This window comes from Mesorhizobium tianshanense, assembly GCF_007830515.1.
Lineage (GTDB): Bacteria > Pseudomonadota > Alphaproteobacteria > Rhizobiales > Rhizobiaceae > Mesorhizobium > Mesorhizobium tianshanense.
Genome location: NZ_VLKT01000017.1, coordinates 59,228 through 85,663, shown reverse-complemented (window position 1 = coordinate 85,663; position 26,436 = coordinate 59,228). Strand labels below are relative to the sequence as shown.

Annotated in this window: 24 protein-coding genes and 1 pseudogene; 16 read left to right on the top strand and 9 right to left on the bottom strand. The window is 64.7% G+C overall.

Annotated features, from left to right (window positions below; all coding sequences use genetic code 11):
• Window positions 1–13: 13 nt before the first annotated feature.
• Together IQ26_RS15375 and tsaD are read right to left on the bottom strand one after the other, a co-directional pair.
• Complete coding sequence (locus tag IQ26_RS15375) at window positions 14–1,027, bottom strand: NAD(P)H-dependent glycerol-3-phosphate dehydrogenase (RefSeq protein ID WP_145718624.1); 1,014 nt, start codon at window positions 1,025–1,027, stop codon at window positions 14–16.
• On the bottom strand, window positions 1,024–2,109 hold the full coding sequence (gene tsaD / locus IQ26_RS15370) for a tRNA (adenosine(37)-N6)-threonylcarbamoyltransferase complex transferase subunit TsaD (RefSeq protein WP_208760165.1): 1,086 nt from the start codon (window positions 2,107–2,109) through the stop codon (window positions 1,024–1,026). The genes IQ26_RS15375 and tsaD overlap by 4 nt, the downstream gene beginning before the upstream one ends.
• Window positions 2,110–2,214: 105 nt before the next feature.
• On the opposite strand from tsaD, the gene hemC reads away from it, so the two are divergent.
• From hemC to IQ26_RS15340, 6 genes are all read left to right on the top strand, one after another.
• A complete protein-coding gene (gene hemC / locus IQ26_RS15365) occupies window positions 2,215–3,141 on the top strand; it encodes a hydroxymethylbilane synthase (protein ID WP_145718619.1) in 927 nt (308 codons plus the stop codon).
• Window position 3,142: 1 nt separating this feature from the next.
• Entirely contained in the window at window positions 3,143–3,859 is a 717-nt protein-coding gene (locus tag IQ26_RS15360; RefSeq protein WP_145718618.1) for a uroporphyrinogen-III synthase, read from the top strand.
• A gap of 295 nt (window positions 3,860–4,154) precedes the next feature.
• Window positions 4,155–5,672: a COG4223 family protein gene (locus IQ26_RS15355; protein ID WP_145718615.1), complete on the top strand. Its 1,518-nt coding sequence runs from the start codon at window positions 4,155–4,157 to the stop codon at window positions 5,670–5,672.
• Between the two features lie 13 nt (window positions 5,673–5,685).
• On the top strand, window positions 5,686–7,281 hold the full coding sequence (locus IQ26_RS15350) for a heme biosynthesis protein HemY (protein WP_145718613.1): 1,596 nt from the start codon (window positions 5,686–5,688) through the stop codon (window positions 7,279–7,281).
• Window positions 7,282–7,324: 43 nt separating this feature from the next.
• Window positions 7,325–7,804 (top strand): tellurite resistance TerB family protein, encoded by a 480-nt coding sequence (locus IQ26_RS15345; protein WP_145718611.1) that lies wholly within the window; start codon window positions 7,325–7,327, stop codon window positions 7,802–7,804.
• 11 nt (window positions 7,805–7,815) lie between these two features.
• Window positions 7,816–8,532 (top strand): glutamine amidotransferase, encoded by a 717-nt coding sequence (locus tag IQ26_RS15340; RefSeq protein ID WP_145718609.1) that lies wholly within the window; start codon window positions 7,816–7,818, stop codon window positions 8,530–8,532.
• On the opposite strand, the gene IQ26_RS15335 is transcribed toward IQ26_RS15340, so the two are convergent.
• Window positions 8,529–9,164: a TetR/AcrR family transcriptional regulator gene (locus IQ26_RS15335; RefSeq protein ID WP_145718606.1), complete on the bottom strand. Its 636-nt coding sequence runs from the start codon at window positions 9,162–9,164 to the stop codon at window positions 8,529–8,531. The two genes, IQ26_RS15340 and IQ26_RS15335, sit on opposite strands and share 4 nt — an antisense overlap.
• A 79-nt stretch (window positions 9,165–9,243) precedes the next feature.
• Here IQ26_RS15335 and IQ26_RS15330 point away from each other — a divergent pair, with 79 nt between their 5' ends.
• Entirely contained in the window at window positions 9,244–9,858 is a 615-nt protein-coding gene (locus IQ26_RS15330) for an NAD(P)H-dependent oxidoreductase (RefSeq protein WP_145718603.1), read from the top strand.
• A 99-nt stretch (window positions 9,859–9,957) separates the two neighbouring features.
• On the opposite strand, the gene IQ26_RS15325 is transcribed toward IQ26_RS15330, so the two are convergent.
• From IQ26_RS15325 to gnd, 5 genes and pseudogenes are all read right to left on the bottom strand, one after another.
• Window positions 9,958–11,199 carry an MFS transporter gene (locus IQ26_RS15325; RefSeq protein WP_145718601.1) on the bottom strand — a complete coding sequence of 414 codons (1,242 nt, stop codon included), beginning with the start codon at window positions 11,197–11,199 and terminating at the stop codon, window positions 9,958–9,960.
• Between the two features lie 184 nt (window positions 11,200–11,383).
• Window positions 11,384–11,845: a Ros/MucR family transcriptional regulator gene (locus tag IQ26_RS15320; RefSeq protein WP_145718599.1), complete on the bottom strand. Its 462-nt coding sequence runs from the start codon at window positions 11,843–11,845 to the stop codon at window positions 11,384–11,386.
• Between the two features lie 137 nt (window positions 11,846–11,982).
• Window positions 11,983–12,096: pseudogene (locus tag IQ26_RS15315) on the bottom strand (ROK family protein); the annotation flags it as partial.
• Between the two features lie 11 nt (window positions 12,097–12,107).
• Window positions 12,108–13,484: a glucose-6-phosphate dehydrogenase gene (gene zwf / locus IQ26_RS15310; protein WP_145718597.1), complete on the bottom strand. Its 1,377-nt coding sequence runs from the start codon at window positions 13,482–13,484 to the stop codon at window positions 12,108–12,110.
• A 16-nt stretch (window positions 13,485–13,500) separates the two neighbouring features.
• Complete coding sequence (gene gnd, locus IQ26_RS15305) at window positions 13,501–14,517, bottom strand: phosphogluconate dehydrogenase (NAD(+)-dependent, decarboxylating) (RefSeq protein ID WP_145718595.1); 1,017 nt, start codon at window positions 14,515–14,517, stop codon at window positions 13,501–13,503.
• A 263-nt stretch (window positions 14,518–14,780) separates the two neighbouring features.
• Between gnd and IQ26_RS15300 the strand changes: the two genes are divergently transcribed.
• The 5 genes from IQ26_RS15300 to IQ26_RS15280 all read left to right on the top strand — a co-directional run bounded on the left by IQ26_RS15300 (window position 14,781) and on the right by IQ26_RS15280 (window position 21,446).
• Complete coding sequence (locus IQ26_RS15300; RefSeq protein ID WP_145718593.1) at window positions 14,781–15,794, top strand: substrate-binding domain-containing protein; 1,014 nt, start codon at window positions 14,781–14,783, stop codon at window positions 15,792–15,794.
• Window positions 15,795–15,856: 62 nt separating this feature from the next.
• Window positions 15,857–17,326: a sugar ABC transporter ATP-binding protein gene (locus IQ26_RS15295; RefSeq protein ID WP_145718591.1), complete on the top strand. Its 1,470-nt coding sequence runs from the start codon at window positions 15,857–15,859 to the stop codon at window positions 17,324–17,326.
• A 1-nt stretch (window position 17,327) separates the two neighbouring features.
• The gene (locus IQ26_RS15290; RefSeq protein ID WP_145718589.1) at window positions 17,328–18,308 is read left to right on the top strand and encodes an ABC transporter permease; all 981 of its coding nucleotides are present in this window, start codon (window positions 17,328–17,330) and stop codon (window positions 18,306–18,308) included.
• 3 nt (window positions 18,309–18,311) lie between these two features.
• On the top strand, window positions 18,312–19,259 hold the full coding sequence (locus IQ26_RS15285; RefSeq protein WP_145718587.1) for an ABC transporter permease: 948 nt from the start codon (window positions 18,312–18,314) through the stop codon (window positions 19,257–19,259).
• 117 nt (window positions 19,260–19,376) lie between these two features.
• The gene (locus IQ26_RS15280) at window positions 19,377–21,446 is read left to right on the top strand and encodes a 3-hydroxyacyl-CoA dehydrogenase NAD-binding domain-containing protein (RefSeq protein WP_145718585.1); all 2,070 of its coding nucleotides are present in this window, start codon (window positions 19,377–19,379) and stop codon (window positions 21,444–21,446) included.
• A gap of 32 nt (window positions 21,447–21,478) precedes the next feature.
• Here the strand turns inward: IQ26_RS15280 and IQ26_RS15275 are convergent, their stop codons facing one another.
• Window positions 21,479–22,291 (bottom strand): response regulator transcription factor, encoded by an 813-nt coding sequence (locus tag IQ26_RS15275; RefSeq protein WP_145718583.1) that lies wholly within the window; start codon window positions 22,289–22,291, stop codon window positions 21,479–21,481.
• A gap of 114 nt (window positions 22,292–22,405) precedes the next feature.
• Between IQ26_RS15275 and IQ26_RS15270 the strand changes: the two genes are divergently transcribed.
• The 4 genes from IQ26_RS15270 to IQ26_RS15255 all read left to right on the top strand — a co-directional run bounded on the left by IQ26_RS15270 (window position 22,406) and on the right by IQ26_RS15255 (window position 26,435).
• The gene (locus IQ26_RS15270) at window positions 22,406–23,542 is read left to right on the top strand and encodes an ABC transporter ATP-binding protein (RefSeq protein WP_145718581.1); all 1,137 of its coding nucleotides are present in this window, start codon (window positions 22,406–22,408) and stop codon (window positions 23,540–23,542) included.
• Complete coding sequence (locus IQ26_RS15265) at window positions 23,523–24,686, top strand: ABC transporter substrate-binding protein (RefSeq protein WP_145718579.1); 1,164 nt, start codon at window positions 23,523–23,525, stop codon at window positions 24,684–24,686. Before IQ26_RS15270 ends, IQ26_RS15265 begins: the two co-directional genes overlap by 20 nt.
• Window positions 24,687–24,759: 73 nt before the next feature.
• Complete coding sequence (locus tag IQ26_RS15260) at window positions 24,760–25,623, top strand: ABC transporter permease (protein WP_145718577.1); 864 nt, start codon at window positions 24,760–24,762, stop codon at window positions 25,621–25,623.
• Window positions 25,623–26,435 (top strand): ABC transporter permease, encoded by an 813-nt coding sequence (locus IQ26_RS15255; RefSeq protein ID WP_145718575.1) that lies wholly within the window; start codon window positions 25,623–25,625, stop codon window positions 26,433–26,435. The genes IQ26_RS15260 and IQ26_RS15255 overlap by 1 nt, the downstream gene beginning before the upstream one ends.
• Window position 26,436: the final 1 nt, after the last annotated feature.

The window sequence follows — 26,436 nt, the reverse complement described above, 5'->3', positions numbered from 1 at the left end:
GGATTGGTCGAGGTTACACGTCGGTTTCGGTCTTCAGCGGCCTAGTCATCAATGCCGACACAGCCTGGCGGATGGTGATCGTGCCGTCCAGTATGGCAGCAACGGCGGTGATGATCGGCGCGTCGATCCGGCGTTCGGTGACGATGCGGGCGGCGATCGCCGCCGTCGGCACGCCTTCGGCCAGCGGCAGGCCGGCAAGCGGCTTGCCTTGCCCCAGCGCCAGCCCATAGGCGAAATTGCGCGACTGGGCGGACGAGCAGGTGAGCAGCAGGTCGCCGAGACCGGAAAGCCCCATCAATGTCTCCGGCTTTGCGCCAAATGCAGCGCCGACGCGGCGCAATTCGACGAAGCCGCGCGTCACCATCGCGGCTTGGGCACTGGCGCCGAGTCCAGCGCCGGTGATGGCGCCGCCGGCGATGGCGAAGACGTTCTTCAGCGCGCCGCCGATCTCGACGCCGATGAGATCATCGCTCGAATAGCAGCGCAGGTTCTCGGCCGAAAAGCGGGCGGCAAGGTCCGCCGCCAGGCCCTCGCCGCGGGCGGCGACCACCACGGCCGTCGGCAGACCCCTTGCGACGTCGGTGGCGAAGCTCGGGCCGGACAGGGCGGCGACCGGATTTTTGGGCAGGATCTCCCTAGCGATCGCCGACAGCAATGCGCCGGTGTCACGCTCGATGCCCTTGGCGCAGAGAACCAGCGGGACGCCCTTCGGCATATGGGTTTTTGCCGCCGTCAGCATGGCGCGCAGCGACTGTGCCGGAACCACCGCCAGCACGCAGTCCGCATCGGCAAGAGCCACTTTGATATCGCTTGTCGCGTCGATGCCGGGCTCGAGCGCGATGCCGGGCAGATAGCGCGGATTTTCGCCGCGACCGATCGCTTCAACAGTCTCCTGGTCGCGCGCGAACAGCCGGACCGAATGGCCGGCGCGCAGCATGGCCAGCGCCAGCGCCGTGCCCCAGGCGCCACCGCCAAGAACCGCGACGCGCCAGCCGCTCGTGGCCTTGCTCACATCGCCGCCGGTCATGCCTTGGCCCCACGCCGGCCCGAACCGACCATCGGGGCGGAGATGCTGTCCAGCGGCCAGCGCGAGCGCGGCACGAAATCGGCGGTGTTCTCACCTGATATGCCGGCGCGCAGCCTTTCGATGCCGGCCCAGGCGATCATCGCCGCATTGTCGGTGCAGAGTTTGAGCGGCGGCGCGACAAAGGCAAAACCGGCTTTCTCGCACAGGGCTTCCAGTGTCGCCTTGATCGTCCGGTTGGCGGCGACGCCGCCAGCGACAACGAGCGCAGGTTCCACCTCGCCCGGAAACTCCTGACGGAATCGGTTCAGCGCTCTCGAGACACGGTCATCCAGTGCATCCGCCACCGCCGCCTGGAACGAGGCGCAGATGTCGGCGACGTCCTGGTCGCTCAACGGGGCAATGGCCGTCGCTGCCTGGCGCACGGCGGTCTTCAGCCCGGAAAAGGAGAAATCCGGCTGCGCCGAGCCTTTCATCGGGCGCGGGAAGGCGAAGCGCGTGGCATCGCCGTCTGCCGCTGCCTTCTCGACATTCGGCCCACCGGGATAGGGCAGGCCGAGCATCTTGGCCGTCTTGTCGAAGGCTTCGCCGAGCGCATCGTCGATGGTCGTCGCCCAGCGCTGGTAGTCGCCGACGCCGCGCACCGCCACGATCTGCGTGTGGCCGCCGGAAACCAGCAGCAGGAGGTAGGGAAAATCGAGCCCGTCGGTCAGCCGCGCGGTCAGCGCATGGCCTTCGAGGTGGTTGATGGCGATCAGCGGCTTGTTCGCGGCCGCGGCAATGGCTTTCGCCGTCATCAGCCCGACGATCAGCCCGCCGACCAGGCCGGGGCCGGCTGTTGCGGCAATCGCGTCGATGTCGGCGAGATCGACGCCCGAATCGGCAAGCGCTGCCTCGATGATGCCATCCAGTGCCTCGACATGGGCGCGCGCGGCGATCTCCGGCACGACGCCGCCGAAGGCGGCATGCTCCTCGATCTGGCTGAGCACGATATCGGACAAGATCCTGGGCGTTGAATCACCGTCCAGCGCCACCACGCTGGCGGCTGTCTCGTCGCAACTCGTCTCAATGCCCAGAACGCGGATCAATTCGTCGCTGCCTCTAGAGATTGTACAAACCGATCTTTCCCCGCTAGGAGAAAGCTCGGAAAACGGCCTCAATCTGCCGGGGGTTATCACGGACTGCGCGCCATGCAAACAACCTTGAAAATCGGAACACGCGGCAGCCCGCTGGCACTGGCGCAGGCGCATGAAACGCAGGCGCGGCTGATGGCCGCGCACGGCATGCCGGAACAGGCATTCGAAGTGGTCGTCATCTCGACCAGCGGCGACCGTATCCAGGACCGGCCGCTGTCGGAAGCCGGCGGCAAGGGACTGTTCACCAAGGAGATCGAGGAAGCGCTGCTGGCGCGCCGTATCGACATCGCCGTGCATTCCTCGAAGGACATGCCGACGGTGTTGCCCGACGGACTGGAACTGTCCGCCTTCCTGCCGCGCGAGGACGCGCGCGACGCTTTCGTCGGCAAGGCGGCGAAAGCAATCGCCGAACTGCCGCAGGGCGCGAAGGTCGGCTCGTCGTCGCTCAGGCGTCAGGCGCTGATCCGGCGCATGCGGCCGGACCTCGATGTGGTGATGTTCCGCGGCAATGTGCAGACGCGGCTGCGCAAGCTGGACGAGGGCGTCGCCGACGGCACCATCCTCGCTTATGCCGGGCTGAAGCGGCTCGGGCTCGAAGATATCATTACCGACCTGATGCCGCTCGACATCTTTCCGCCGGCGCCGGGGCAAGGCGCCATCTGCATCGAAAGCCGCATCGGCGATCGCGACGTGGGAAGGATGCTGACGGCGATCCACGACGTACCGACCGGGCAGGCGCTGGCCTGCGAACGCGCCTTCCTGGCGGCGCTCGACGGGTCGTGCCGCACGCCGATCGCCGGGCATGCGACGATATCGGGCGGAACGGTCTTCTTCGCCGGGCTGATCATCTCGCCGGACGGCACGCAATCCCATGAGGTCAAGGCGCAAGGCCCGGCACAGGAGGCCGCCCGCATCGGCGAGGATGCCGCCAGGACCGTGCGAGCCAAGGCCGGCGAAAAATTCTTCGACGGCTGGGCCTGACATGGTTCGCATCCTGGTGACGAGGCCGGAACCGGGCGCCTCGCGCACGGCACAGCGGCTGGAGAACCAAGGTTTTCGGCCGGTCCTGTTGCCGTTGACAGAAACGGTGGCCCTGCCGGTCGATGCCGATGCAGCCGCCGACAATGCCGTGGCCGTCGCGGTCACCAGTGCCAATGCCGTGCGCCATGCGCCGAAGGAGATCATCGCGACGCTCGCCGCCTTGCCCTGTCACGCCGTCGGCAAAAGGACGGCGGAAGCAGCCCGCGCGGCGGGATTCCCGTCCGTCAGCGAAGGCCCGGGCGATGCCGAGGCGCTGGCCGATGCGCTTGCCGGCAACTTCGCGGCTGGTACGGTCGTCTATCTGTGCGGACGCGTGCGGTTTCCGGCGTTCGAGGCGCGGCTGAGGGCCGCTTGTATCAACGTCCGCACCATCGAGACCTACGATACCGTTACGTCTGGCTATTCGGACGCCGCAATCCTTGCGCGCCTGTCCGGCCAGCCAGTTGAAGCGGTGCTGCTCTATTCGGCCAAGGCTGCGGCAGCGATGCAGGCCTTGACCGGGCGGCCGGCGCTGCATGCGCTTTTTGAAAACACATGTTTCTTCGCCCTGTCCGGACGTATCGCCGCGGCCCTGGGCGACGCCATCGGCAAAAAAATCCACATTGCGCCGGAACCCAGCGAAGACGCGCTGCTGGGACTTTTGCGGGCATGGCGCTGACCAGCATCCGCCGCTGCCCTATCCGGGCAGAAGGTGCCGGCAGGGCGATGAGGGGCTGGGCGATTGCCCTGAGGTATAGCGTATTTGTTCTTACTTTGTGCCGGCAGTTATGCTAGTAAGTTCTGTGTGGTGCTGATTGCGCCAACGACCCGCCCGCCGAGGCGGTTTTTTTATTTCCGGTGTCGACGCCAATCCTTCGAAGCCCCCGTGTCATCACGCCGCCCCTTTTCACCGCTTGGTGATGTGCTAGACCCTTTCTGAACCATCCCGAAGCGAATTTTTGCGGAGCCAAAGCATGGTCAAGACGCCGAAGATGCGGCATTCGAAAAGCCGTCGCGAGCCGGTGACCATCGAGCTCGAACCCGGCGCCGTCTCGCGCGTTGCCGACGAGGATGCCGTCAAGGCACGGACTGAGGGGGCACGGACCGAGGGAGACCAGGCCGAGGGAGCCCAGACCGAGGAGGCGAAGGTGGAGGAAGCAGCCTCGCAGCCGGAGGCTCCTGACGAACCGGTGCATGCCGACCAGACCGATCTCGAGCCGTGGGAACATGCCGACGCGGTTCCGCCGGCAGAGGGTAACGTCGGGGGTCCTGAAGGGCCCAAATCGACTTATCCGGCCGGCTCGGAGGCATCGGCGAATCGGGCCTTCGACTACAGTTTCGACGACGCATCGGCCAAAGCCAGTGTGACGGGGGCCAGCGGGACGGGGGCCAGCGGAAGCGAGGAAGCGCCGAAAGAAGCCCAAACGAGGAATGACGATATGGCAGCGCAGCCGAAGCGTGGCGGCATCAACGGCATCGCTGCCGGCATCGTCGGCGGCGTCATCGCGCTCGCCGCAGCAGGAGGGCTGCAGTTCGCCGGCCTGCTGGGCGCGCCAGGCTCGGGCGGTGTGTCGCTCGACGGCGTCAATGGTGAAATCGCCGCGCTGAAGACCGAGATCGCCGGGCTCAAGGACACGGCCGGCAACAGCGATGGGTCGGCCGAGGTGGACGGGCTGTCGTCGGCGCTGGATCAGGTCAAGGCGGATGTCGCGGCGCTGAAATCGGCGGTAGAGCAGGGTGGGGCTGGCGACACCGCCGGGTTTGAGGCGCTTGGCGACAAGGTCAGGCAGATCGAGACGGCGGTCGCGGCCCTCGGCGAGGCCGGCAACACAGCGCCGGCCGATCTCGGGCCGCTCAACGAAAAGCTGGCCGGGCTCGACGCGGCGGTGAAATCCGCCGGCGAGGCGACGACGGCGCAGGAAAGCCGGCTTGCCGCGCTGGAACAGTCGGTGTCGCAGCTTTCCGGCAAGGTCGAGGCACAGGCGGGGCAGCCGAAGATCGCGCTCGCCATCGCCGCGTCGGCGCTGAAGGCGGCACTCGACCGCGGTGCGCCATTCGCGGCCGAACTCGAAACCTTCGCGGCGATTTCGCCGGACGCGCCGGAGATCGCGATCTTGCGTCCCCACGCCGAAAAGGGCGTTCCGACACGCGCGGACATCGCCGCCGAGGTGGCCGCCGCGGCCAATGCCATGGTTGCTGCCTCGGCGCCCGTCGACCAGAATGCCGGCTTCCTGCAAAACCTGTTGTCGAGCGCCGAATCGCTGGTCAAGGTCAGGCCGATCGGTGCCGTCGAAGGCGCCGGGGCGCCGGAAACCGTCGCGCGCATGGAGGTGGCGGTCAACCAGGGCGACTACGCCAAGGCGCTCAGCGAATACGATACGCTGCCCGAGGCGGCCAAGGCCGCAGGAGCCGAGTTTGCCGGCAAATTGAAGGCACGGATCGAGGTCGAGACACAGGTCGACGCACTGATCGCCGGGGCGATGAAGGCGTGATGAGGAAAACCCGATGATTCGCATTCTCCTCTTCCTCGCCGTCGTTTTCGCGCTCGGGCTGGGTTTCGCCTGGCTGGCCGACCGGCCGGGCGAGATGGTCGTCACCTTCAGCGGCTATCAATATCAGGTCAGCCTGATGGTGGCGGCGGTGGCGGTCGTCGCCGTCGTTGCCGCGGTGATGATCGTCTGGTGGCTGATCAAGTCGCTGTGGAACAGCCCTTACACCATCTCGCGCTATTTCCGAGTGCGCCGCCGCGATCGTGGCTATCAGGCGCTGTCGACCGGCATGATCGCCGCCGGCGCCGGTGACGGGGCACTTGCCCGCAAGAAGACCAAGGAAGCGGCAAAGCTGATCCGCTCCGACCAGGAGCCGCTGATCCAGCTGCTCGAGGCGCAGGCCTCGCTGCTCGAAGGCGACCACGAGGGCGCGCGCGAGAAGTTCGAGACCATGCTCGACGATCCGGAAATGCGGCTGCTCGGCCTGCGCGGACTTTATCTCGAGGCCGAGCGCCTCGGCGACCGCAACGCGGCGCGGCACTATGCCGGGCGCGCCGCGGCTATGGCGCCGCAACTGGCCTGGGCCGCCGAATCGACGCTGGAAGACCTGACCGGGCGCGGCGACTGGGACGGGGCGCTGAAACTGGTCGAGGCGCAGAAATCGACGCGGCAGATCGAGCGCGACGCCGCCAACCGGCGCCGCGCCGTGCTACTCACCGCCAAGGCGCAGGCGCTGATCGACAGCGACCCCAACGCCGCCAGGACTGCCGCCCTCGAGGCCAACCGGCTGCGGCCGGATTTCACGGCGGCGGCCGTCGCCGCCGCCAGAATGCTGTTTCGGGAGAACGATGTCCGCAAGGGCTCGAAGATCCTGGAAGCGGCGTGGAAGGCCGAGCCGCATCCGGAGATCGCCGAGCTTTACACCCACGCCCGACCCGGCGATGCCGTGCTTGACCGGCTGAACCGGGCGAGGAAGCTGCAGGAGATGAAGAAGAACCACGCCGAATCCTCGCTGACGGTGGCGCGCGCCGCGCTCGACGCGCATGATTTTTCAACCGCCCGCCGGGAGGCCGAGGCTGCCATTCGCATGGACCGCCGCGAGGGCGCCTATTTGCTGCTGGCCGACATCGAGGAAGCCGAGACCGGCGACCAGGGCAAGGTGCGGCAGCTTTTGTCCAAGGCAGTGCGTGCACCGCGCGATCCGGCCTGGGTTGCCGACGGCGTCGTCTCCGAACGCTGGGCGCCGGTATCGCCGATCACCGGCAAGCTCGACGCCTTCGAATGGCGGGCGCCGATGGAGCGGCTCGGCCAGCTCATCGACAGTGATGAGGACGCGCCGGACGCCCCGGTCCCGACCATTGCGGCGCCAACCAAGCCGGCAAAGGAAAATGTGATCGAGCTGAACCCCGCTGTTTCAGCCGAGACCACGGCTGCGGCATCGGAAGGTGGCGAAGACCATGTCACTCCGGTTACCGCCTCGGCCTTTGCCGCTGCGCCACCGGATGCCGAAGCTGTCGAACCGGCGGAGGAACTGGCCCGGCTGCCCGACGACCCCGGCGTCGACCCGGACGACGAGAACGAAAAATCAACACGCAGGTTTCGCTTGTTCTGATTTGGCTGAGCTTGGTAGTTTTGGCTCCATGGGAAGTAATCGCATGTTCGAACGCGTTCTGTCATTTCTGAAGGAGCTGCCGGCAGGTGGCGGCGCCAGCAATGACGCCGATGATCCGCGCGTTGCCGCATCCGCCCTTCTCTACCATGTGATGAACGCCGACGGCGTGCGTCAGGATGCCGAATGGGAGCGGTTCAAGGCGGTGCTGGCGGAAAGCTATTCGATCAGCGGCGATGAGCTCGACGCGCTGGCCGCCGCCGGCGAGCGGGCCGACAATGAGGCGGTCGACCTCTATGCCTTCACCAGCGTGTTGAAGCGCCAGCTCGACGCGCACGCGCGAAAAGCCTTCATCGGCCTGATGTGGGAGATCGTCTATGCCGATGGCGAGTTGCACGAACTTGAGGATAATATCGTCTGGCGAGTCGCCGAACTGATCGGCGTCGAACGCCGCGACCGGGTCGAGGCGCGTCGCAAGGCGGCGGCCGAAGCGCCGGGCGCCACCGGAACGTCGAGCGACGAATAGACAGGATCCCGATGCCATCCACGCCGAGGCCGAGACCAAAAATCCTGATCGTGCTGCATCAGGAAAGTTCGAGCCCCGGACGCGTCGGCCACATGCTCATCGAAGAAGGCTTCGACCTCGATCTCCGCTGCCCGCCGCTCGGTGACGCCTTGCCGGAAACGCTGGACGGTCACGCCGGAACCGTGGTGTTCGGCGGTCCGATGAGCGCCAATGACGAGGACGACTTCGTCCGCCGCGAGACCGACTGGCTGAAGGTTCCGCTCAGGGAGAACCGGCCGTTGCTCGGCATCTGCCTCGGCGCGCAGATGCTGGTCAACCATCTTGGCGGCAAGGTCGAGGGTCATGGCGAGGGGCTGGTCGAGATCGGCTGGTATCCGCTGAAGGCGACCGAGGATGGCCGGAAGCTGATGCACTGGCCGGAGATGGTCTACCAGTTTCACCGCGAAGGCTTTTCGCTGCCGAGGGACGCGACGCTGCTGGCGACGGCCGAAACCTATCCCAACCAGGCCTTTCGTTACGGCGACAACGCCTGGGGCATCCAGTTCCACGGCGAATTGACCCGGGCGATGATGCAGCGCTGGGTCGTTCGCGGCGCGCACCGCTTTGAGTTGCCCGGCGCGCAGCCAGGCCGCGATCATCTCGGCGGCCGGCTGGTCTGGGACATGCATCTGAAGCGCTGGCTCGGCGAGTTCCTGCAGATGATCTTCGGCAACCCCGCACTGTTCTAATCTAGCGCATGCGGACGCGCGTTTCTGGCAACCATTGCAACGATTGTTTGGAAGAGCTCGTCCCGCGCCTGCGCAGCCGTGATTTCTCCAATCGCGGCGGCATAGGACAGGGCCTCGGCTGCACCGAGCATCGCCCAGAGGCCCGCTGGAGCGACAGCACCAATTCCGGCGAATGGGGAAAGCGCAATCCGGCACTTCTCGATGAACGCCGCCTCGTAGTCGCGCTTGATCCTTTCAAGCGCAGGCGAACCGGCCAGCGCCGCGATGACACCGGGTATCTCGCGGCCTTGGAGAAGCACGCAGTCGACATAGGAGGACGCGATGACCGCGGCTCTGCCCGCCAAGGTCGATTCGCTCGCCTGAAGGGCGGCGTCCATGAGCGTATTCTGGCGTTCGTCGAATTCCCGGTAGAGCGCTGCCAGCAGTCCGGACCGCGTGCCGAAATGATCATAAACGACGGGTTTTGTAACAGCCGATTGCTCGGCCAGCCGTCCGAGCGTCAAGGCTTCCGTTCCTTCTTCCCGGATCAACCGCCATGCAACGTCCAGAAGCTGGCGATGCCGTTCCTCCCGCGACAGCCGGCGACGCGGTCGCGAATGGGAAACCTGTTCTCTCAGTCCGGCGCTTGACATGCTTATGTACCAAAAGTAACTTACCAAAAGTATATAAGTTTGACCCATTGGCCGCAACCCAATCAGCAGGAGTCTCGATATGCACGCGCTGATCGTTATCGCGCATCCCAATCCCGGATCGCTCAGCCATGGCGTCGCCAGGCACGTCGCCGAGGGTTTATCGCGGTCAGATCCCGGCAATTCCTTCGAAATTGCCGACCTTGCAGCGGAAGCCTTCGATCCGAAATTCTCCACGACTGATCTCGCCGTCCATCGCAGGGAGGTGCCGCCTTCAGCCGATGTTGCCGCCGAGCAGGCGAGGATCGATCGCGCCGACGCCCTTGTGCTGGTCTATCCCGTCTATTGGTGGTCTATGCCGGGGCTTCTCAAGGGATGGATCGATCGCGTATTCGCAAATGGTTGGGCTTACGATGAAGGCCCGGACGCCAAACTGGTGAAGAAACTTCGCCATCTCCGGGTTCATCTGGTGGCCATCGGAGGCGCCGATCTGCGAACCTATGCGCGGCACGGCTATTTCGGAGCCATGAAGACGCAGATCGACCATGGCATCTTCGACTATTGTGGCGCATCCGTTGTGACGTCTGAGCTTCTGCTCGGCTCGGAGACGCAGGATCCGACCTCCCATTTCGACGCCGCGCGCGCCATCGGCGGCAACCTCTTCAAGGCACCTCCTCGATGCGCGGAGGCAGCATGAGCGTGTAACGGCACCGGGCCGCACAAAGGCACGTCGTCTCGTAACTTCCGGCCATTCGGAGTTCGCTGACCCTGCGGCTTGGATCAGTGCGCCCTGGGATCAGTTTCGCCCGTCGAGGTGACGCACCTTGCGCAGTTGCGGGAACAGCACTGCCCACAGCCCGGCGACAATGACTGCGCCGACGCCGCCGATCACCACCGCCGGCACGGTGCCGATCAACGCCGCCATGGTGCCCGCGCGGAATTCGCCGAGCTCATTGGAGGCGCCGACGAAAACCTGATTGACGGCGTTGACGCGGCCGCGCACCTGATCCGGCGTCCACAACTGGATCAGCGTCTCTCTGATATAGACGCTGAACATGTCGGTGGCGCCGAGCAAGGCGAGTGCCGCGATCGACAGCCAGGTGATGGTCGAGAGGCCGAACAGCACGGTGAAGGCGCCGAACAGCGCGACGAAGCCGAGCATGACCACGCCGGCATGGTTGCGGATCGGATGTCCGGCCAGCCAGATGGCAACGCAGATGGCGCCGATGCCGGGAGCCGATCGCAACAGTCCGAGACCCCATGGGCCGAGTTCGAGGATGTCGCGCGCGTAGACCGGCAGCAGTGCCGTGGCGCCGGACAAAAGCACGGCGAACAAATCGAGCGAAATGGCGCCGAGCACGATCTTCTCGCCCCAGATATAGCCGAAGCCGGCAAACAGGGTCTGCATGGTCGGCTTGTCGGTCTCGTTGCGCTGGGCAGGTTTGGGGATGGTAAAGACCAGCACTGCGGCGACAAACATCAAAACGGCGGCGGTGCCGTATGCCGCTTCCGCCGAAAGCCCGTAGAGCAGGCCGCCGGCGACCGGCCCGATGATGGTCGCGGTTTGCCAGGCAGACGAATTCCAGGCGATCGCGTTGCCGAAATCCTCTGGTGGCACGAGGTTGGCGAACAGCGACGCCGCGGCCGGCCCGAAGAAGGCGCGCGCGATGCCGAACATGGCAAGCACGACGAAGATCAACCCCGGTCCGCCAAGGCCGCGCAGCGTCAGCAGCAAAAGCGCCAACGCGCAGATCGCCTCCAGCAGCACCGTCAGCGCCATGATCAGCCGGCGTCCGAAACGGTCGGCGACCACCCCGGTGACCAGCACCAGCAGCAGCGAAGGCAGGAACTGGACAATGCCGACAAGGCCGAGATCGAACGGATCGCGGGTCAGGTCGTACACCTGCCAGCCGACGGCGACGGATACGATCTGGGTGGCGAATGTGGAAAGGAAGCGCGCCGCCCAATAACTCAGGAAGGGTTTGTGCCGGAAGGCGGCATAGCGCTGGTCGGGCGATGAATCGGATTCGGATGTCATGAATTTAGGCCCCGTTGCAATGGCGGGCCGGTGGGGCACTTCCACATGGGCGCTGGTCCGACCACGAAGCCTTTAGCGCAGTTCGGTGCGGGGCGCGTGCAAAAACCTGTCCTGGATCAAGCAATTTTCGCGCCCCGCCGTGGCGCTACCACTGGGCGGGGCGACCAGACCTGATCTCGTCTTGCTAGGCCGAGGCCTTGGGCTTCCTCGCCTTCTTGACGGGCGCCGGCGGGGCGGCCTTGCGGCCAAGGCCTATCGCCTTCGCCAGTTGCGAGCGCGAAGCCGCATAATTGGGAGCAACCATCGGATAGTCGGCCGGCAAGCCCCATTTGGCGCGATAGGCGTCCGGCGTCAGCCCAAAATGAACGCCGATATGGCGCTTCAGGGATTTGAACTTCTTGCCGTCTTCGAGGCAGATGATGAAATCCGGCGTCACCGATTTCTTTGGGTTGACCGCGGGGACCAACGGCGCTGCTGCCGGGACGGCGGGTTGTCCGAGCCCGCTTATCGAAGCGCTGACGCTTGCGATGAGATCGCCGAGGCCGGAAGCCGGCAGGCGGTTCTTCTCGACGTAGGCGGACACGATGTGAGCGGTCAGCTCGAGCAGATCGATGTCCTTGCGAGCGTTGTTGCTATCGTCGGTCAATCTATTTTCTCCATCCAGGGGGGTAGCAGAATTCCTAGTCGGCAAATCTGCGTAACGCAATGACGCCGCACATTATTTTGGACACAATACTAACAGCAGCACTCAGATCAACAGGTCTGACCCCAACCATCAGAATATCAGACGATCAGTGATTTGTCGCGCCACAGTCGAAATCCGCCTTCGAAGGCGCGGGTGTTGTCGCCGCGCCTGCAATCGGCAGGCAGTTCGTCGAGTTTGTCGACATTGCCGCCGGCTCTCGAGATCATTTCGCCGGATTGATCCAGCCGTTCGGCGGTCCGAACCCGGCCATCGCGTCGGCAGGGCCCCATGTCCCTGGCTCGTAAAGCGGAGGCGGCGTGGTATCGCCAAGCACCGGGCCGACGATCCGCCAGGCAAGCTCGCTGGCATCCTGGCGGGTGAACAGCTGGCGGTTGCCGTTCATGGCATCGCCGATCAACCGCTCATAGGGCGGCATGTCGCCCTTCGACTCGTCCAGGGCCGTCAGTTCGACCTGCTCGCCGATCATGTCGTCGCCGGGGGCTTTGCGCTGGGCGCCGATCGAGATCGCCACCTGCGGATTGATGCGGAAGCGCACATGGTTGGCGTCATCGGGCTTGATCGGATCGAAGACGTCGAGTGGCGGCCGCTTCAGCCGGACAATGACCTCGGTGGCATGCACGGGCAGGGATTTGCCGGCGCGGATGAAGAAGGGCACATCCTGCCAGCGCCAGGTGTCGATGAAAAACCGCACCGCCGCGAAGGTCTCGACCGGCGAGTTCGGCGCCACGCCGGGCTCGGCGAGATAGCCGTTGAATTGGCCGCGCACGACATCGTCCTTGTTCAGCGTCCGGATCGCCCTCAGCACCTGCACCTTCTCGTCGATCAGATCGTCGGCCGAGCGGCCGACGGGCGGTTCCATTGCGAGCAGCAGCAGGATGTTGAGCAGGTGGTTTTCGATGACGTCGCGGATGCAGCCGACCTCGTCGTAGAAGTGGCCGCGGCCCTCGACGCCGAAATCCTCGGCCATGGTGATCTGCACGCTCTCAACGAAATTGCGGTTCCAGATCGGCTCGAGAAAGGAATTGGCGAAGCGGAAATAGAGCAGGTTCTGGATCGCTTCCTTGCCGAGATAATGGTCGATGCGAAAGATCGACTGCTCGTCGAACACCAGGTGCAGAACCCGGTTCAACCAGCGCGCCGATTGCAGATCGTGACCGAAGGGCTTTTCCACCATCAGGCGCGCGCCCTGGGCCGCGCCCGACTGCTCCAGCCCCTGGATGACCGTTTCGAACATGGTCGGCGGTACCGCCAGATAGTGCAGCGGGTGCTGCGCGGTTCCCAGCACGTTTTTCAGCTTCTCAAATGTCGCGGCGCTCCGGTAATCGCCGCTGACATAGCGAAGCAGCGCGGCAAGTTTCGCGAAGATCTTTTCGTCGACCTTGCCGATGGTCTTGCCAATGCCGTCGCGGGCGCGCGCCTGCAACTGCTTCAGGTCCCAGGCGTCGAAAGCGACGCCGATCACCGGCTCGGTCAGGGTCCCCTTGGCGACCATGGTATAAAGCGCCGGGAAGATCTTCTGGTGGGCGAGATCGCCGGTTGCCCCGAAAAGCACCAGCGTGTCGGACCGTTCCTGGCTCATAAGTGTCTCTCCCCAGTCACGAGCCGGCCTTCGGCTTTTCGACATGGCCACCGAAAGCATAGCGCATGGCGGACAGGAGCTTGTCGGCGAATTCGGATTCGCCTTGCGAGGAGAACCGGTCGAACAGGGCCGAGGACAGAACCGGCGCCGGCACGCCGGTGTCGATCGCCGCCTTCAGCGTCCAGCGGCCTTCGCCGGAGTCCGAAACCCGTCCGCCGAACTGGGTCAGCGCCGAGTCGGCCTTCAACACGCCCGCCGTCAGATCGAGCAGCCAGGAACCGATGACGCTGCCATGCCGCCAGACTTCGGCCACCTCGCCGACGTCGATGTCGAACTGGTAGTATTGCGGGTTCTCCAGCGGGCTGGTTTCGGCATCCGCCATCCGCTGCTTCTTGCCCGCATTCGCCGACTTCAGGATGTTCATGCCCTCGGCATAGGCGGCCATGACGCCGTATTCGATGCCGTTGTGGACCATCTTGACGAAATGGCCGGCGCCGCTCGGTCCGCAATGGAGATAGCCGAAGGGGGCTGTTCCTGCATCCTTGCCTGGGGCAGGCGTGCCGGCATCGGCGCCCGGCGCCAGGGTCGCGAAGACCGGATCGAGATGCCGGACCGCGCCGTCGGGGCCGCCAATCATCAGGCAATAACCGCGCTCGAGGCCCCAGACACCGCCGCTGGTGCCGACATCGACATAGTTCAGGCCCTTGGAGGCAAGGCGCGCCGCCTGGTTGACTGCGTCGTGGTAGTAGGAATTGCCGCCGTCGATGATGATGTCGCCCGGCTCCATCAGTGCGGCCACTTGCTCGACGATCTTGCCGGTGATCGCCGCCGGCAGCATCAGCCAGGCGCTGCGCGGCTTGGTCAGCCTGCCGACGAACTCCTCCATCGACGCCGCTCCGATCGCGCCGTCCTTGATCAGCGCGGCGACGCTGGCTGGGTTGATGTCGTAGACGACACATTCGTGGCCATCGCGCAGCAGGCGCCGCACCATGTTGGCGCCCATCCTGCCCAGTCCCATCATTCCAATCTGCATGTTCTCGTCCTGGTTCTTGAGGGATAGAAGCCGCGCCGACCGACACTCGGCGTCACTGCCATATAATCTCGGTCTCCTGGTTCAGAGGTAGACCAGGAGCCGAACCCTTTTCAATCGTTGCACCGCAAGTTGATCGTCAAACCGTCACTGATCGCTGTTGACAAGTGCGCCCATCTAAATTTGTCTGACAATATTGAAACGAAGGTCATCATAGCAGCCATTAGCAGCCAACAAAGACCAGCAATCCATGGGAGGATTATGACATGAAGAAGCTACTCGTCCTGAGCGCCCTTGCGGCGATGCTCGCCTCAGGCACCGCGCTTGCCGACACCAGCGACAAGAAGATCGCCTTTTCCAACAATTATGCCGGCAATTCGTGGCGGCAGGCGATGCTCGACAGCTACGCCATCGTCACCAAGAAGGCGGTCGCCGACGGGGTGGTCGCGGCCGCCGACATCTTCACGACGGCCGACAAGGAGGTGCCGACCCAGGCGGCCCAGGTGCAGAACCTGATCCTGCAAGGCTATGACGCGATCGTCATCAACGCCGCCTCGCCTGACGCGCTCAACGGCGCCATCAAGCAGGCTTGCGACGCCGGCATCGTCGTCGTCTCCTTCGACGGCATCGTCACCGAACCCTGCGCCTATCGCGTGGTCGTCGACTTCAAGGATATGGGCAAGCAGGAAGTCGAGCAGATGGCCAAGTTCCAGCCCAAGGGCGGCAATCTGCTGGAAATCCGCGGCCTCGCCGGCACCTCGATCGACGACGCCATCCATGCCGGCATCCTGGAGGGCGTCGCCGCCCATCCCGAATTCAAGATCGTCGGTTCGGTCACCGGCGACTGGGATCAGACGACGGCACAGAAGGCGGTCGCGACGATCCTGCCGTCGCTGCCGGAAATTGTCGGCGTCGTCGATCAGGGCGGCGACGGCTATGGCGCGGCACAGGCCTTCGCCGCCGCCGGCAAGCCGCGTCCGACCATCATCATGGGCAACCGCCAGGACGAATTGCAGTGGTGGAAGGAGCAGAAGGAAAAGGACGGCTACCAGACCTGGTCGGCGTCGATCGCGCCGGGCGTATCGTCGCTGGCCTTCTGGGTGGCGCAGCAGGTGCTCGACGGCCGCACCGACATCCCGCATGATCTGCTGGTGCCATACCTCGCCTTCACCCAGGACGATTTCGAGGCCGCGCTGCCGAAAATCCCCAAAGGTGGCGTGGCCAGCCACGAGTACACGCAGGAAGATGCCATCGCGGCCATCAAAGCCAACATCAAGTGAGCGTGACACAATCGTTGCTTCCGGCATTGCTTCCGGCGTCGCCGAACGGATATTGCTGAGGAATGCCGGAAGCTAGCGCAGACATCGTCAGGCTGGACGGCGCCGAAAAACACTTCGGCGCCGTCCGTGCGCTCGCCGGCGTCGATTTCCACGTCCGCGCCGGCGAATGCGTCGGCCTCGTCGGCCACAATGGCGCGGGCAAGTCGACGCTCATGCATATGGTGGCGGGCACGCTTGTGCCCGACAGCGGGCAGATCGCGGTGCGTGGCGTCATCGAGGACAATTATTCGGTGCCGCGCGCCCAGCAGCTCGGCATACGCTGCGTGTTCCAGGAACTGTCGCTGTGCCCGAACCTCAGCGTTGCCGAGAACACGCGCATCAACCATCCGGCGCTCAGCGGCTTCGGCTGGCGGCGCAAGGCGGCCGATCTCATCGCCGCCAAGCTCGACGAGATCTTCCCGGGCCACAGCATCTCCGCCTCAGATATCGCCAGCGACCTTTCGATCGGCAGGCGGCAGATGGTCGAGGTGGCGCGTGCCTTCACGGTGACGCAGGATCCGCTCGAACTGGTCATCCTCGACGAGCCGACATCCTCGCTCGATGCGCATACGGCCGGACAGTTACTGGCCTTCGTCCGGCGCTTTGTCGCCGCTGGCCGGAGCTGCATCCTGATCTCGCATCTTCTGGGCGAGGTGCTCGGGAATGCCGACCGCATCGTGGTGATGCGCGACGGCAAGGTCGTCGCGTCGGATGCGGCGAAGGCTTTCGATCGCGACAGGCTGGTGACGACCATGGGCGGTGCGGAAGCGCGTGAGAAGATCGCGGCCGAAATCGCGACCCAAAAGCCGGAGGCCGGCCCGTTGCGGGTCCGGGCCCGCCCGGCCCGGCAAGAGGACGGCAACGAACTCGTGGCGCATGCCGGCGAGATCATCGGGCTTGCCGGGTTGGCCGGCCATGGACAGACCGATCTGCTGCTGGCGATCTTCGCTGCTGCTGCGCGCTCCAAAGCCGGCATCGAGGTCACCGCGCCGGTGGCATTGGTGGCCGGCGACCGCCAGTCGGACGGGATTTTTCCGCAATGGTCGATTGCGCAAAATATCGGCATCCGCTCGCTGGCGCGATTGCGCAGCGGCCTCTTGATCTCGCCGCAACGCGAAGCCGAACTCGCCACCTTCTGGCAAAAGAAAATCGGCATCCGCACCCCCGACATGAACAACAACATCTTCTCGCTGTCCGGCGGCAACCAGCAGAAGGCCCTGTTTGCCCGGGCGCTCGGCTCCGACGCGAAGATCGTGCTGATGGACGACCCGATGCGCGGCGTCGATATCGGGACCAAGCTCGAGGTTTACGATCTCGTGCGCGAAGAGGCCGGCCGCGGCCGCACCTTCCTCTGGTACACCACCGAAACCGAAGAGCTCGACAATTGCCACCAGATCTATGTCTTCAAGAACGGCCGGATCGTCGCCAACCTTCGTCGCGACGAGCTGACGGAGAAAAAGATCATCCAGTCCTCGTTCGGCGACGCGGCCTGAGATGACGGCAGCACCTGTCGAGACCGGCCCCAGGGGTTCCTCCGAGCGCGGCAAGCTGGCGCGGGCGCGCCTGTTGCGCAGCTTGCTGCCGGCGCTGTCGCTGGTGCTGGTGTTGCTGGCGATCGCCTGGCTCAACCCGCGCGCCATCAGCTATTTCGGCTTCAGCCTGATGCTGAACCTTGCGATCCCGATCGCGCTGGCGACGATCGCGCAGATGTTCGTCATCGCCGGCAACGAGCTGGACCTGTCGATCGGCACCTTCGTCGGGTTCGTCGGCTGCGTCACGGCGACATGGCTGAAGGATGCGCCGCTGGTTGGTGTCGTGATCCTGCTCGCATCGATCGGCGTCTACGCGCTGCTCGGCGCGCTGATCCATCTGCGCAATTTGCCTTCGATCGTGGTGACGCTCGGCATGAGTTTCGTCTGGCAGGGCCTTGCCATCCTCACCCTGCCGAAGCCCGGCGGCAAGGCGCCCGACTGGCTGCTGTCGCTCATGGCCTTCAAGCCGCCTCTCGTCCCGTTCCCGATCATTGCGGCGCTGCTGATCGCGGCGGTCGTCTATTTCGGGCTGATGCGCACCTCCTATGGCGTGATCCTGCGCGGATCGGGCGGCAATGCCGCCGCGCTCGAACGCGCCGGCTGGTCGCTGCTCAAGACCAAGATCGTGCTGTTTGCACTGGCCGGCCTGTTCGGCGTGCTGTCCGGCATGGCCTTGATCGGCATCACCACCTCGGCCGACGCCAATATCGGCAATGGCTACACGCTGCTGTCGATCGCCGGCGTCATCCTCGGCGGCGGCGAATTCGTCGGCGGCCGGGTGTCGCCGATCGGCGCGGTCATCGGCGCGCTGACGCTGGCGCTCGCCGCGTCGCCGCTGCTGACCTTCATGCACATCCCGCCCGACTGGCAGGTCGCCGCCAATGGCGCCATCCTCATCATCGTGCTGGCGGCCCGGGTGCTGATCAGCCGCAGGGAGAGATGAGCGATGGCCTCGTTGCGTTTGCTGCTCGCCAAACCCTGGATCTGGTCCTTCATCGGCGCGGCTCTGGTGTGGCTGGCGACGGTCACCTTCACCGGCGGGTATGGCGGAGGCGGCATGATCACCGCGGCTTTGTCGCTCGCGGTCTTCACCGTCATCGTCGGTGTCGGCCAGATGTTCGTGATCACGCTCGGGCCGGGCAACGTCGACCTGTCGCTGCCGGCGAATATCGGCCTTGCCAGCGCCGTCGCCATGAAAGTGATGGACGGCAATGACCAGATGATCGCCGTCGGGCTGCTGGCGGCGCTGGCCTGCGGCATGGCGATCGGCGCCGCCAACTATCTCTTGATCTGGGCGCTGCGCATTCCGCCGATCATCGCGACGTTGTCGGCGAGCTTCATCATCCAGTCGATCGACATCAGCTATGGGCGCGGCTTGCAGATCAAGCCGCCGCCGGGCTTCGCCGATTTCGCCAACCGGCAGATTCTGGGCATTCCGGTACTGGCGATCCTCACCGTGCTGTTCACCATCGGAGCTGCCATCGCGCTGCAGCGCATGATCTATGGCCGCTCTGTGCTGGCGATCGGCCAGAACATCCGTGCGGCGTGGCTGGCCGGCGTCAATGTCGGCCGCATCCGCTTCCTCACCTACACGCTGTCGGGTGCGCTCGGCGGCCTCGACGGGGCGCTGCTCGCCGGCTACTTCCGCGGCGCCAATGTCGATATCGGCAATGAGTACCTGCTGGCCTCGATCGCCGTGGTCGTCATCGGCGGCACGTCGGTGGCCGGCGGCAAGGCCAATGTGCCGGGGGTCTGGGGAGCGGCACTGTTCCTGGTGCTACTCTTGACCATGCTCAACACATTCGGTGTCAGTGCCGGCGTCCGTCTGCTGCTGACCGGACTGATCATCGTCGGTGTGATCACAGCGGCCGGCGGCCAGAAGGCGCTGCGTTGACTACACCCTCGCTGCTGCGGCGAGGTCTTCCGCAAAAACATCCGGTTCCCATCCCCGGGTGCTCGCCCTGTAAATCCCGTCGGCGTTGTCGGCCGTCATCATTGCGAGAGGTTTTGCTTGTCCAATTTCGTTAGCGTTACAAGGGAGGGCGGCGTCGCGGTCGTCACCATCGACAATCCGCCGGTCAACGCGCTGAGCTTCCATGTCCGCGAGCCACTGATGCAGGCGCTGGTTTTGTTGCGGGACGAGCCTGATGTCGCGGCCATCGTCATCGCTTGCGCCGGGCGGACCTTCGTCGCCGGAGCCGACATCACCGAGTTTGGCAAGCCGGTGCAGCAGCCGGATCTGCGCGCCATCATTGCCGTACTGGAAACCATCGCCAAACCGACGGTTGCCGCGATCCACGGCACCGCGCTCGGCGGGGGCCTGGAACTGGCGCTTGGTTGTCATTTTCGCGTTGCGGACACAGGGGCCAGGCTCGGCCTGCCGGAGGTCAAACTCGGCCTGCTGCCCGGCGGCGGCGGCACGGTTCGGCTGCCACGCCTTGTCGGGCCGCTGAAGGCGCTCAACATGATCGTTTCGGGCACGCCGATCGATGCCGCCGAGGCGCTCGCCGCCGGCCTCGTCGACGCCGTCTTCGACGGCGATCTCGTCGCGCAGGCAGTTCGTTTCGCCAGCGAAATGGTCACTGGCGGCGAACCATTCACGCCCGTGTGCGACCGCAACGATCGTCTTGCCGGAGCCGATCTCGCCGCCTTCGACAAGCAAGCGGCGGAACTTGCCAAAAAGGCGCGCGGCCTCGAGGCGCCGATCGCTTGTGCGCAATCGGTCCGCAATGCCATCACGCTGCCCTTTGACGAGGCGCTGGCGGTGGAGCGCGAACTGTTCGTGAAACTGGTCGGAGGCGACCAATCGCGCGCGCAGCGTCATCTGTTCTTCGCCGAACGTGAGGCGGCAAAGATTCCTGGCAAGGATATCGTCCGGCGCAGGATCGCGCGGGTCGGTGTCATCGGCGCCGGCACCATGGGCGGCGGCATTGCCATGGCGTTCGCCAATGGCGGCTACCCGGTGACCCTGCTGGAAACCAGCCGTGAGGCGCTGGAACGCGGGCTGGCGACGATCGAGAAGAACTATGCCGTCTCCGTCGCGCGCGGTTCCCTGAGCGAAGACGCCAAGCGTCAGCGGCTCGACCTGTTCAAGGGCTCCACCGACTATGGCGATCTCGCCGATTGCGACCTGATAATCGAGGCGGTGTTCGAGGAGATGGCGGTCAAGCGGGAGGTGTTCGGCCGGCTCGATGCAGTGGCCAAATCAAGAGCGATCCTCGCCACCAACACCTCCTATCTCGATGTCAACGAAATCGCCGCCTCGACGTCGCGTCCGCAGGATGTCGTGGGCATGCATTTCTTTTCTCCGGCCAATGTCATGAAGCTGCTGGAGATCGTCCGCGCCGAAAGGACCGCGCCGGATGCGCTGGCGACCGCGGTCGAGCTGGCGCGGCGGATCGGCAAGGTGCCGGTCGTCGTCGGCGTGTGCCACGGCTTCGTCGGCAACCGCATGCTGGCGGCGCGGGGTTCGGAATCAGAGGCCCTTTTGCTGGAAGGGGCAACGCCACAGCAGATCGACCAGGTGTTCACCGATTTCGGCTGGCCGATGGGGCCGTTTCAGATGGGCGATCTCGCCGGCCTCGACATAGGCTGGCGCAACCGCAAGGCGCGGGGCCAGACGGCGGCGATTGCCGACACGCTGTGCGAACAGGGGCATTTCGGCCAGAAAACCGGCAGCGGTTTCTACCGCTATGAAAACGGCTCACGCACACCGGCTCCCAATCCCGAGGTCGAAGCGCTGATCCGCGACAAGGCTGCCGAGAAGGGCATCGCGCCGCGGGCGATCGGCACCGAGGAGATCATCGAGCGTACGCTTTATCCGATGATCAATGAGGGGGCGAAGATTCTCGAGGAGAAGATCGCCGCCCGCGCGTCCGACATCGATGTCGTCTGGGTCAACGGCTATGGCTTTCCGGTGGGCAAGGGCGGGCCGATGTTCTGGGCCGGTCTCGAAGGGGGCGACAAGATCATCGGACGGCTCGACCACTGGCACGAGCGGACCGGCAAGGACATCTTTCGGGTGGCGCCCCTGCTCAGGCAGATGGCAGCATCCGGCTCCTGGGAGGACGTCGCCAGCTAACCGCCCGAGCGAGGTCATTCCGAAATCGTGGGCTACCGAATCCGCGCGTCGATGATCTCGACGAAACGTGCGAAGAGACCAGCCTGGGACTTGATCTTGAGCTTGCGGTAGATGTTGCGGCGATGAACCTTCACGGTTCCCGGTACGATGCGCATGGCCCTGGCGATCGATTCCGTGGAATGCCCCTGAAGCACCAGATCGACGACCTGCTTTTCGCGCGGCGTCAGCGAAAGGCTCTTCCAGATATGAGCACGTTCGAACTCGCTGGCCGCGGCAATCGCCTCGTCCTGCTTCGTCTCGGCCGGTTCGTCAGCCGGAAGGACTGGCCAGCGCAGCCTGACGAAGCCGATCACCGCCGGCGCCATGTCGCGCAGCAGCCTGGCATCGGCGGTTCCGAAGGGTCCCGAAGCGTGCAGCCGCATCAGCGAGACCACCAGCGCGTCCTTACCCGGCAGCGGCACGAAGAAACCGACCTCCTCGGCCAGCCTGGTCTGGCTATAGTAGGAGCGGTAATATTCGCTGGCGTAGAAGCGGTCCGGCGCCAGTTCGCGCATGCGCCAAAAACCTTCCTTGCGCTCGACCGCCGCATGGTGGAACGGGTCGAGCAGATAAGGGCCTTCCTGATAGAGCGCGACGAAGACGTGACTCTCCGACGGCGAGAACGTCTCGAACAGCAGCGGCGGGCGCGAGGCGCCGCGATAGCCGAAGATCACACAGTGGTCGAAACTGACATGCTGCCGAAGCCAGCCGACCATCGCCTTGCCGAAAAGTTCGCCGCTCGTCTCCCGTGTCGAGGCGATGAGCGTGGCGAGCTGATTGTATTCGTCGCTGCGCGATACGCTCAATCCCTACCCCCTTAAACGAGAAAATACATCAGATATACCACCTGCGAGGTATATACTAGCTGCCATTGGCTCTGATAGCGTCTCAGAATTGTCCTGTCGCTGGAGCCCGCAGCTTTGACCGCAGTGCCCGACATCGAGTTTCGTGGGGTCACCAAACGCTACGGCAGCGTGACCGCGGTCAGCGGCATCGATCTTGCCGTCCCGCCGTCGGCCTTTGTCGCCCTGCTCGGACCGTCCGGCTGCGGCAAGACGACCTGCCTGCGCATGATCGGGGGCTTCGAACAGCCGAGCGAAGGTGCGGTCTTCATCCGTGGCCGCGACATGGCCGGCACGCCGCCCTATCGGCGGCCGGTCAACATGGTGTTCCAGCAATACGCGCTGTTTCCGCATCTGGATGTCGAGGACAACATCGCCTACGGGCTGCGCCAGACGCGGCCGCGGCTGTCGTCGCGGGAGATCAGCCTGAGGGCAGGCGAGGCGCTCGCCATGGTGCGGCTTGCCGGCTACGGCCGCCGCAAGATCCACGAGCTTTCCGGCGGCCAGCAGCAGCGTGTCGCCCTGGCGCGCGCGCTGGTCAACAAGCCGGCGGTGCTGCTGCTCGACGAGCCGCTGGCGGCGCTCGACAAGAAGCTGCGCACCGACATGCAGATAGAGTTGCAGAACCTGCAGCGCGAGATCGGCATCACCTTCGTCCTTGTCACGCACGACCAGGAAGAAGCGCTGTCGATGAGCGATTTCGTCTGTGTCATGAATGGCGGGCGCATCGTCCAGCTCGGGCAGCCGAGCGAAATCTACGACGAGCCCGCCGATCTCTTCGTCGCGGACTTCGTCGGCAAGACCAATCTCTTGAGCGGCAAGGTCGCCGGGCACTCGGCCAACCTCGTCGAGGTGGCGCTTGCCGACGGTACCGTCATTGCCGCGCGCGAGCGGACTTCGCTGCAAAAGGGCGAGGCCGTTTCGGTCAGCCTGCGCCCTGAATCGCTAAGTCTCGGTGCACCGGGAAGCGGCCGGCTGAACGGCATTGTCCGCAACCGGATCTTTCTGGGCTCGACCGCGGAATATGCGATCGAGGTCGGCGGTATCGGAACGCTGCTCGCCAAGGCCGATCACCTGATCGGCAGTGGAAATCTCTTCAAGCCGGGTGAATCCGTCGCCATCGGCTTTACCGCCGGAACGCCGCTCGCGTTTCCGGACCCCAAGAACAACGGGACCAACCAGAGGGAAAACAAACATGTCGAAACCATATCGTGACGGACTGCCGATAAACCCGGAAAAGTTTGTTGATCAATTGATGCGGCTCAAGCGCGGTTCCATCGGCCGCCGCGAGTTTCTAGGCCTCACCGGTCTTGGCATCGCAACGGCGGTGATGGCCCGCGAGCTCGGCATCATGCCGTCGCCGGCCTTCGCCCAGGAGGGTCTTGGCGATCGCATGTCGATCGCCACCTGGCCCAATTATCACGACCCGGCGACATTCGAGAATTTCAAGGCCGAGACGGGCGTCGCCGTCGAGGTCAATGTGTTCGGGTCAAACGAGGAGATGCTGGCCAAGCTGCAGGCCGGCGCCTCGGGCTGGAGCCTTTTCGTGCCGACCAACTACACGATCTCCACCTACAAGAAGCTCGATATCATCGAAGCGCTCGATATGGCCAAGCTTGCCAATTTCGACGGCTCGCAACAAGACCCGCGCTTCACCTCGGAAGGCACGATCGACGGCGTGACCTACGCGGTGCCGAAGAATTGGGGCACCACCGGATTTGCCGTCAACACCAAGAAGCTCACCAAGCCGATGACGAGCTGGAAGGAATTCTGGGACACGGCCATGGCCGAGGGCGACGGCCGGACCATGGTTCATGACTACCAGCTCACCACGATCGGCAATGCGCTGAAATATTTCGGCTTCTCGTTCAACTCGCTGAAGCCGGACGAACTCGCCAAAGCGGAGGAATTGCTGCTGAAGGTCAAGCCGCATCTGTTCGCGGTTTCCAGCGACTATCAGCCGTCGATGCGTGCCGGCGACGCCTGGATGACGATGTGCTGGACCAATGATGGGGCGCAGCTCCACCGCGACATCCCCGAGATCGCCTATGTACTTGGCAAGGAAGGCGGCGAGATCTGGACCGACTTCTACGCCATCCCGAAGGATGCGCCCAACAAGTCCGCCGGCTATGCCCTGCTCAACTACCTGATGGACCCCAAAGTCGCGGTCAAGGAGCACCTGGCGAACGGTGCGCCTTCCACCGATGCGCGGGTCAATGCGCTGCTGCCCAAGGAGGTGATGGACAATCCGATCCTCTATCCGGCGGCGGATCTGTTGACTCCGCTGGAATTCGGTGCGGCCGCGACGCTGACCGATCCCGGACGCGCCGAACTGATGGCACGCTTCAAGTCGGCTTGAACCGGCCGGGCCGCAGGTCCGATGCAGGCAACTACCGGCGGGCAGATGTCCGCCGGCACCGGGGCGGTTTTCAATGCGCAGCAATGTTCTTCGTCATAATCTCCTGACCGCCTTGCTGCTCGGTCCAGCAACCGCGTGGCTGGTGGTCTTTCTGGTGTTGCCGTTCGTCGCGATCGGCGTCTTCAGCGTCGGCGAGCGGGCGCCGGAAGGCGGCTACCAGGCCGCTTTCACCTTGGCGCAATATGCCAATCTTCCGGCGCGGGCGACCGCCTTCTGGAACACGATGGTGCTGGCGCCGGCGGGCGCCTTGGCCTGTCTCTTCGTCGCCTATCCGGTTGCCTATTACCTTGCCTTGCGCGCGCCGGAGCGGTGGCGGTTGATCCTGCTCGCACTCGTCGTCATCCCGTTCTGGACCAGCCTTCTGATGCGAACCTACGCCTGGATGTACGTCCTTGGCGGGCGCGGCATCCCGGCATTACTGGCCACTATCGGGTTCGAGGATGTCAGGCTGATCAACACGCCGGGCGCGGTCCTGCTCGGCATCGTCTATGGCTATCTGCCGCTGATGATCCTGCCGATTTATGTCAGCCTCGAGCGGCTCGATCGCCGGTTGCTGGAAGCCTCCGCCGATCTCGGTGCGACGCCGATCTCGACATTCCTGGGGGTGACGCTGCGGCTGTCGCTGCCGGGTGTGATGACCGGCTTCTCGCTGGTCATGATCCTGCTGCTCGGCGAATATCTGATCCCGACGCTGCTCGGTGGCGGCAAGGTCTTCTTCATCGGGAACGCGCTGGTCGATCTGTTCCTGCAATCGCGCAACTGGCCGTTCGGATCGGCAATCGCGATCACGCTGGTTCTGGTTTCGGTGGTGGTGCTGATAGTCGCCAACCGCATTTCGACCCGGCTTTCGGGCGCCCGCCGGGTGGATCTGATCTGATGCGCGCCTTCGTCGTAGCGGTATTTGCCTTCCTGTACCTGCCGATCGCGCTGGTGGTGCTGTTTTCCTTCAATGCGGGTCGCCACGCCAGCGAGTTCACCGGCTTCTCGGTTCAGTGGTACGGCAAGGCGCTGTCGAACCCATTCCTGGTCGAGGCGCTGAAGAACAGCCTGTTCATCGCCACCACCAGCGCCTTGCTCGCGGCGCTGTGCGGCACGGCGGCGGCGCTTGGCCTGGCGCGCGTCGGCGTGCGCACGCGAGCCGTTTTCGATGTGCTTCTCGGTGCTGCGATCGTCGTTCCGGGCGTCGTCATCGGTATCTCGACGCTGGTCGCGCTCGTCCAGTTGTTCGCGGCCGTCAATCCGTTTCTCGCCTCACTGTGGCCGAACAACCAGCCGCCACGCCTGACGCTCGGCTACGGGTCGATCATCGCCGCGCACGGGCTGTTCTCGATGGCGCTGGTGGCGATGATCGTCGGCACACGCCTCGGCAGCCTCGACCGCAATCTGGTCGAGGCCTCCAGCGATCTTTACGCCACCCCGCTGACGACGTTCCGTTCGATCGTGCTGCCGCAGATCATGCCGGCGGTGATCGCCGGCTTCCTGCTCGCCTTCACCTTCTCCTTCGACGATTTCATCGTGGCCTTCTTCGTCGCCGGCGCACAGACGACATTGCCGATCTATGTCTTTGCCTCGATTCGGCGCGGCGTCACGCCGGAAATCAACGCCATCGCGACGATCGTCCTCGTCGCCTCGGTGCTGCTCGTCGTGCTTGCCCAATGGCAGCTGCGTCAACGCAAACCATCAAGCTGAA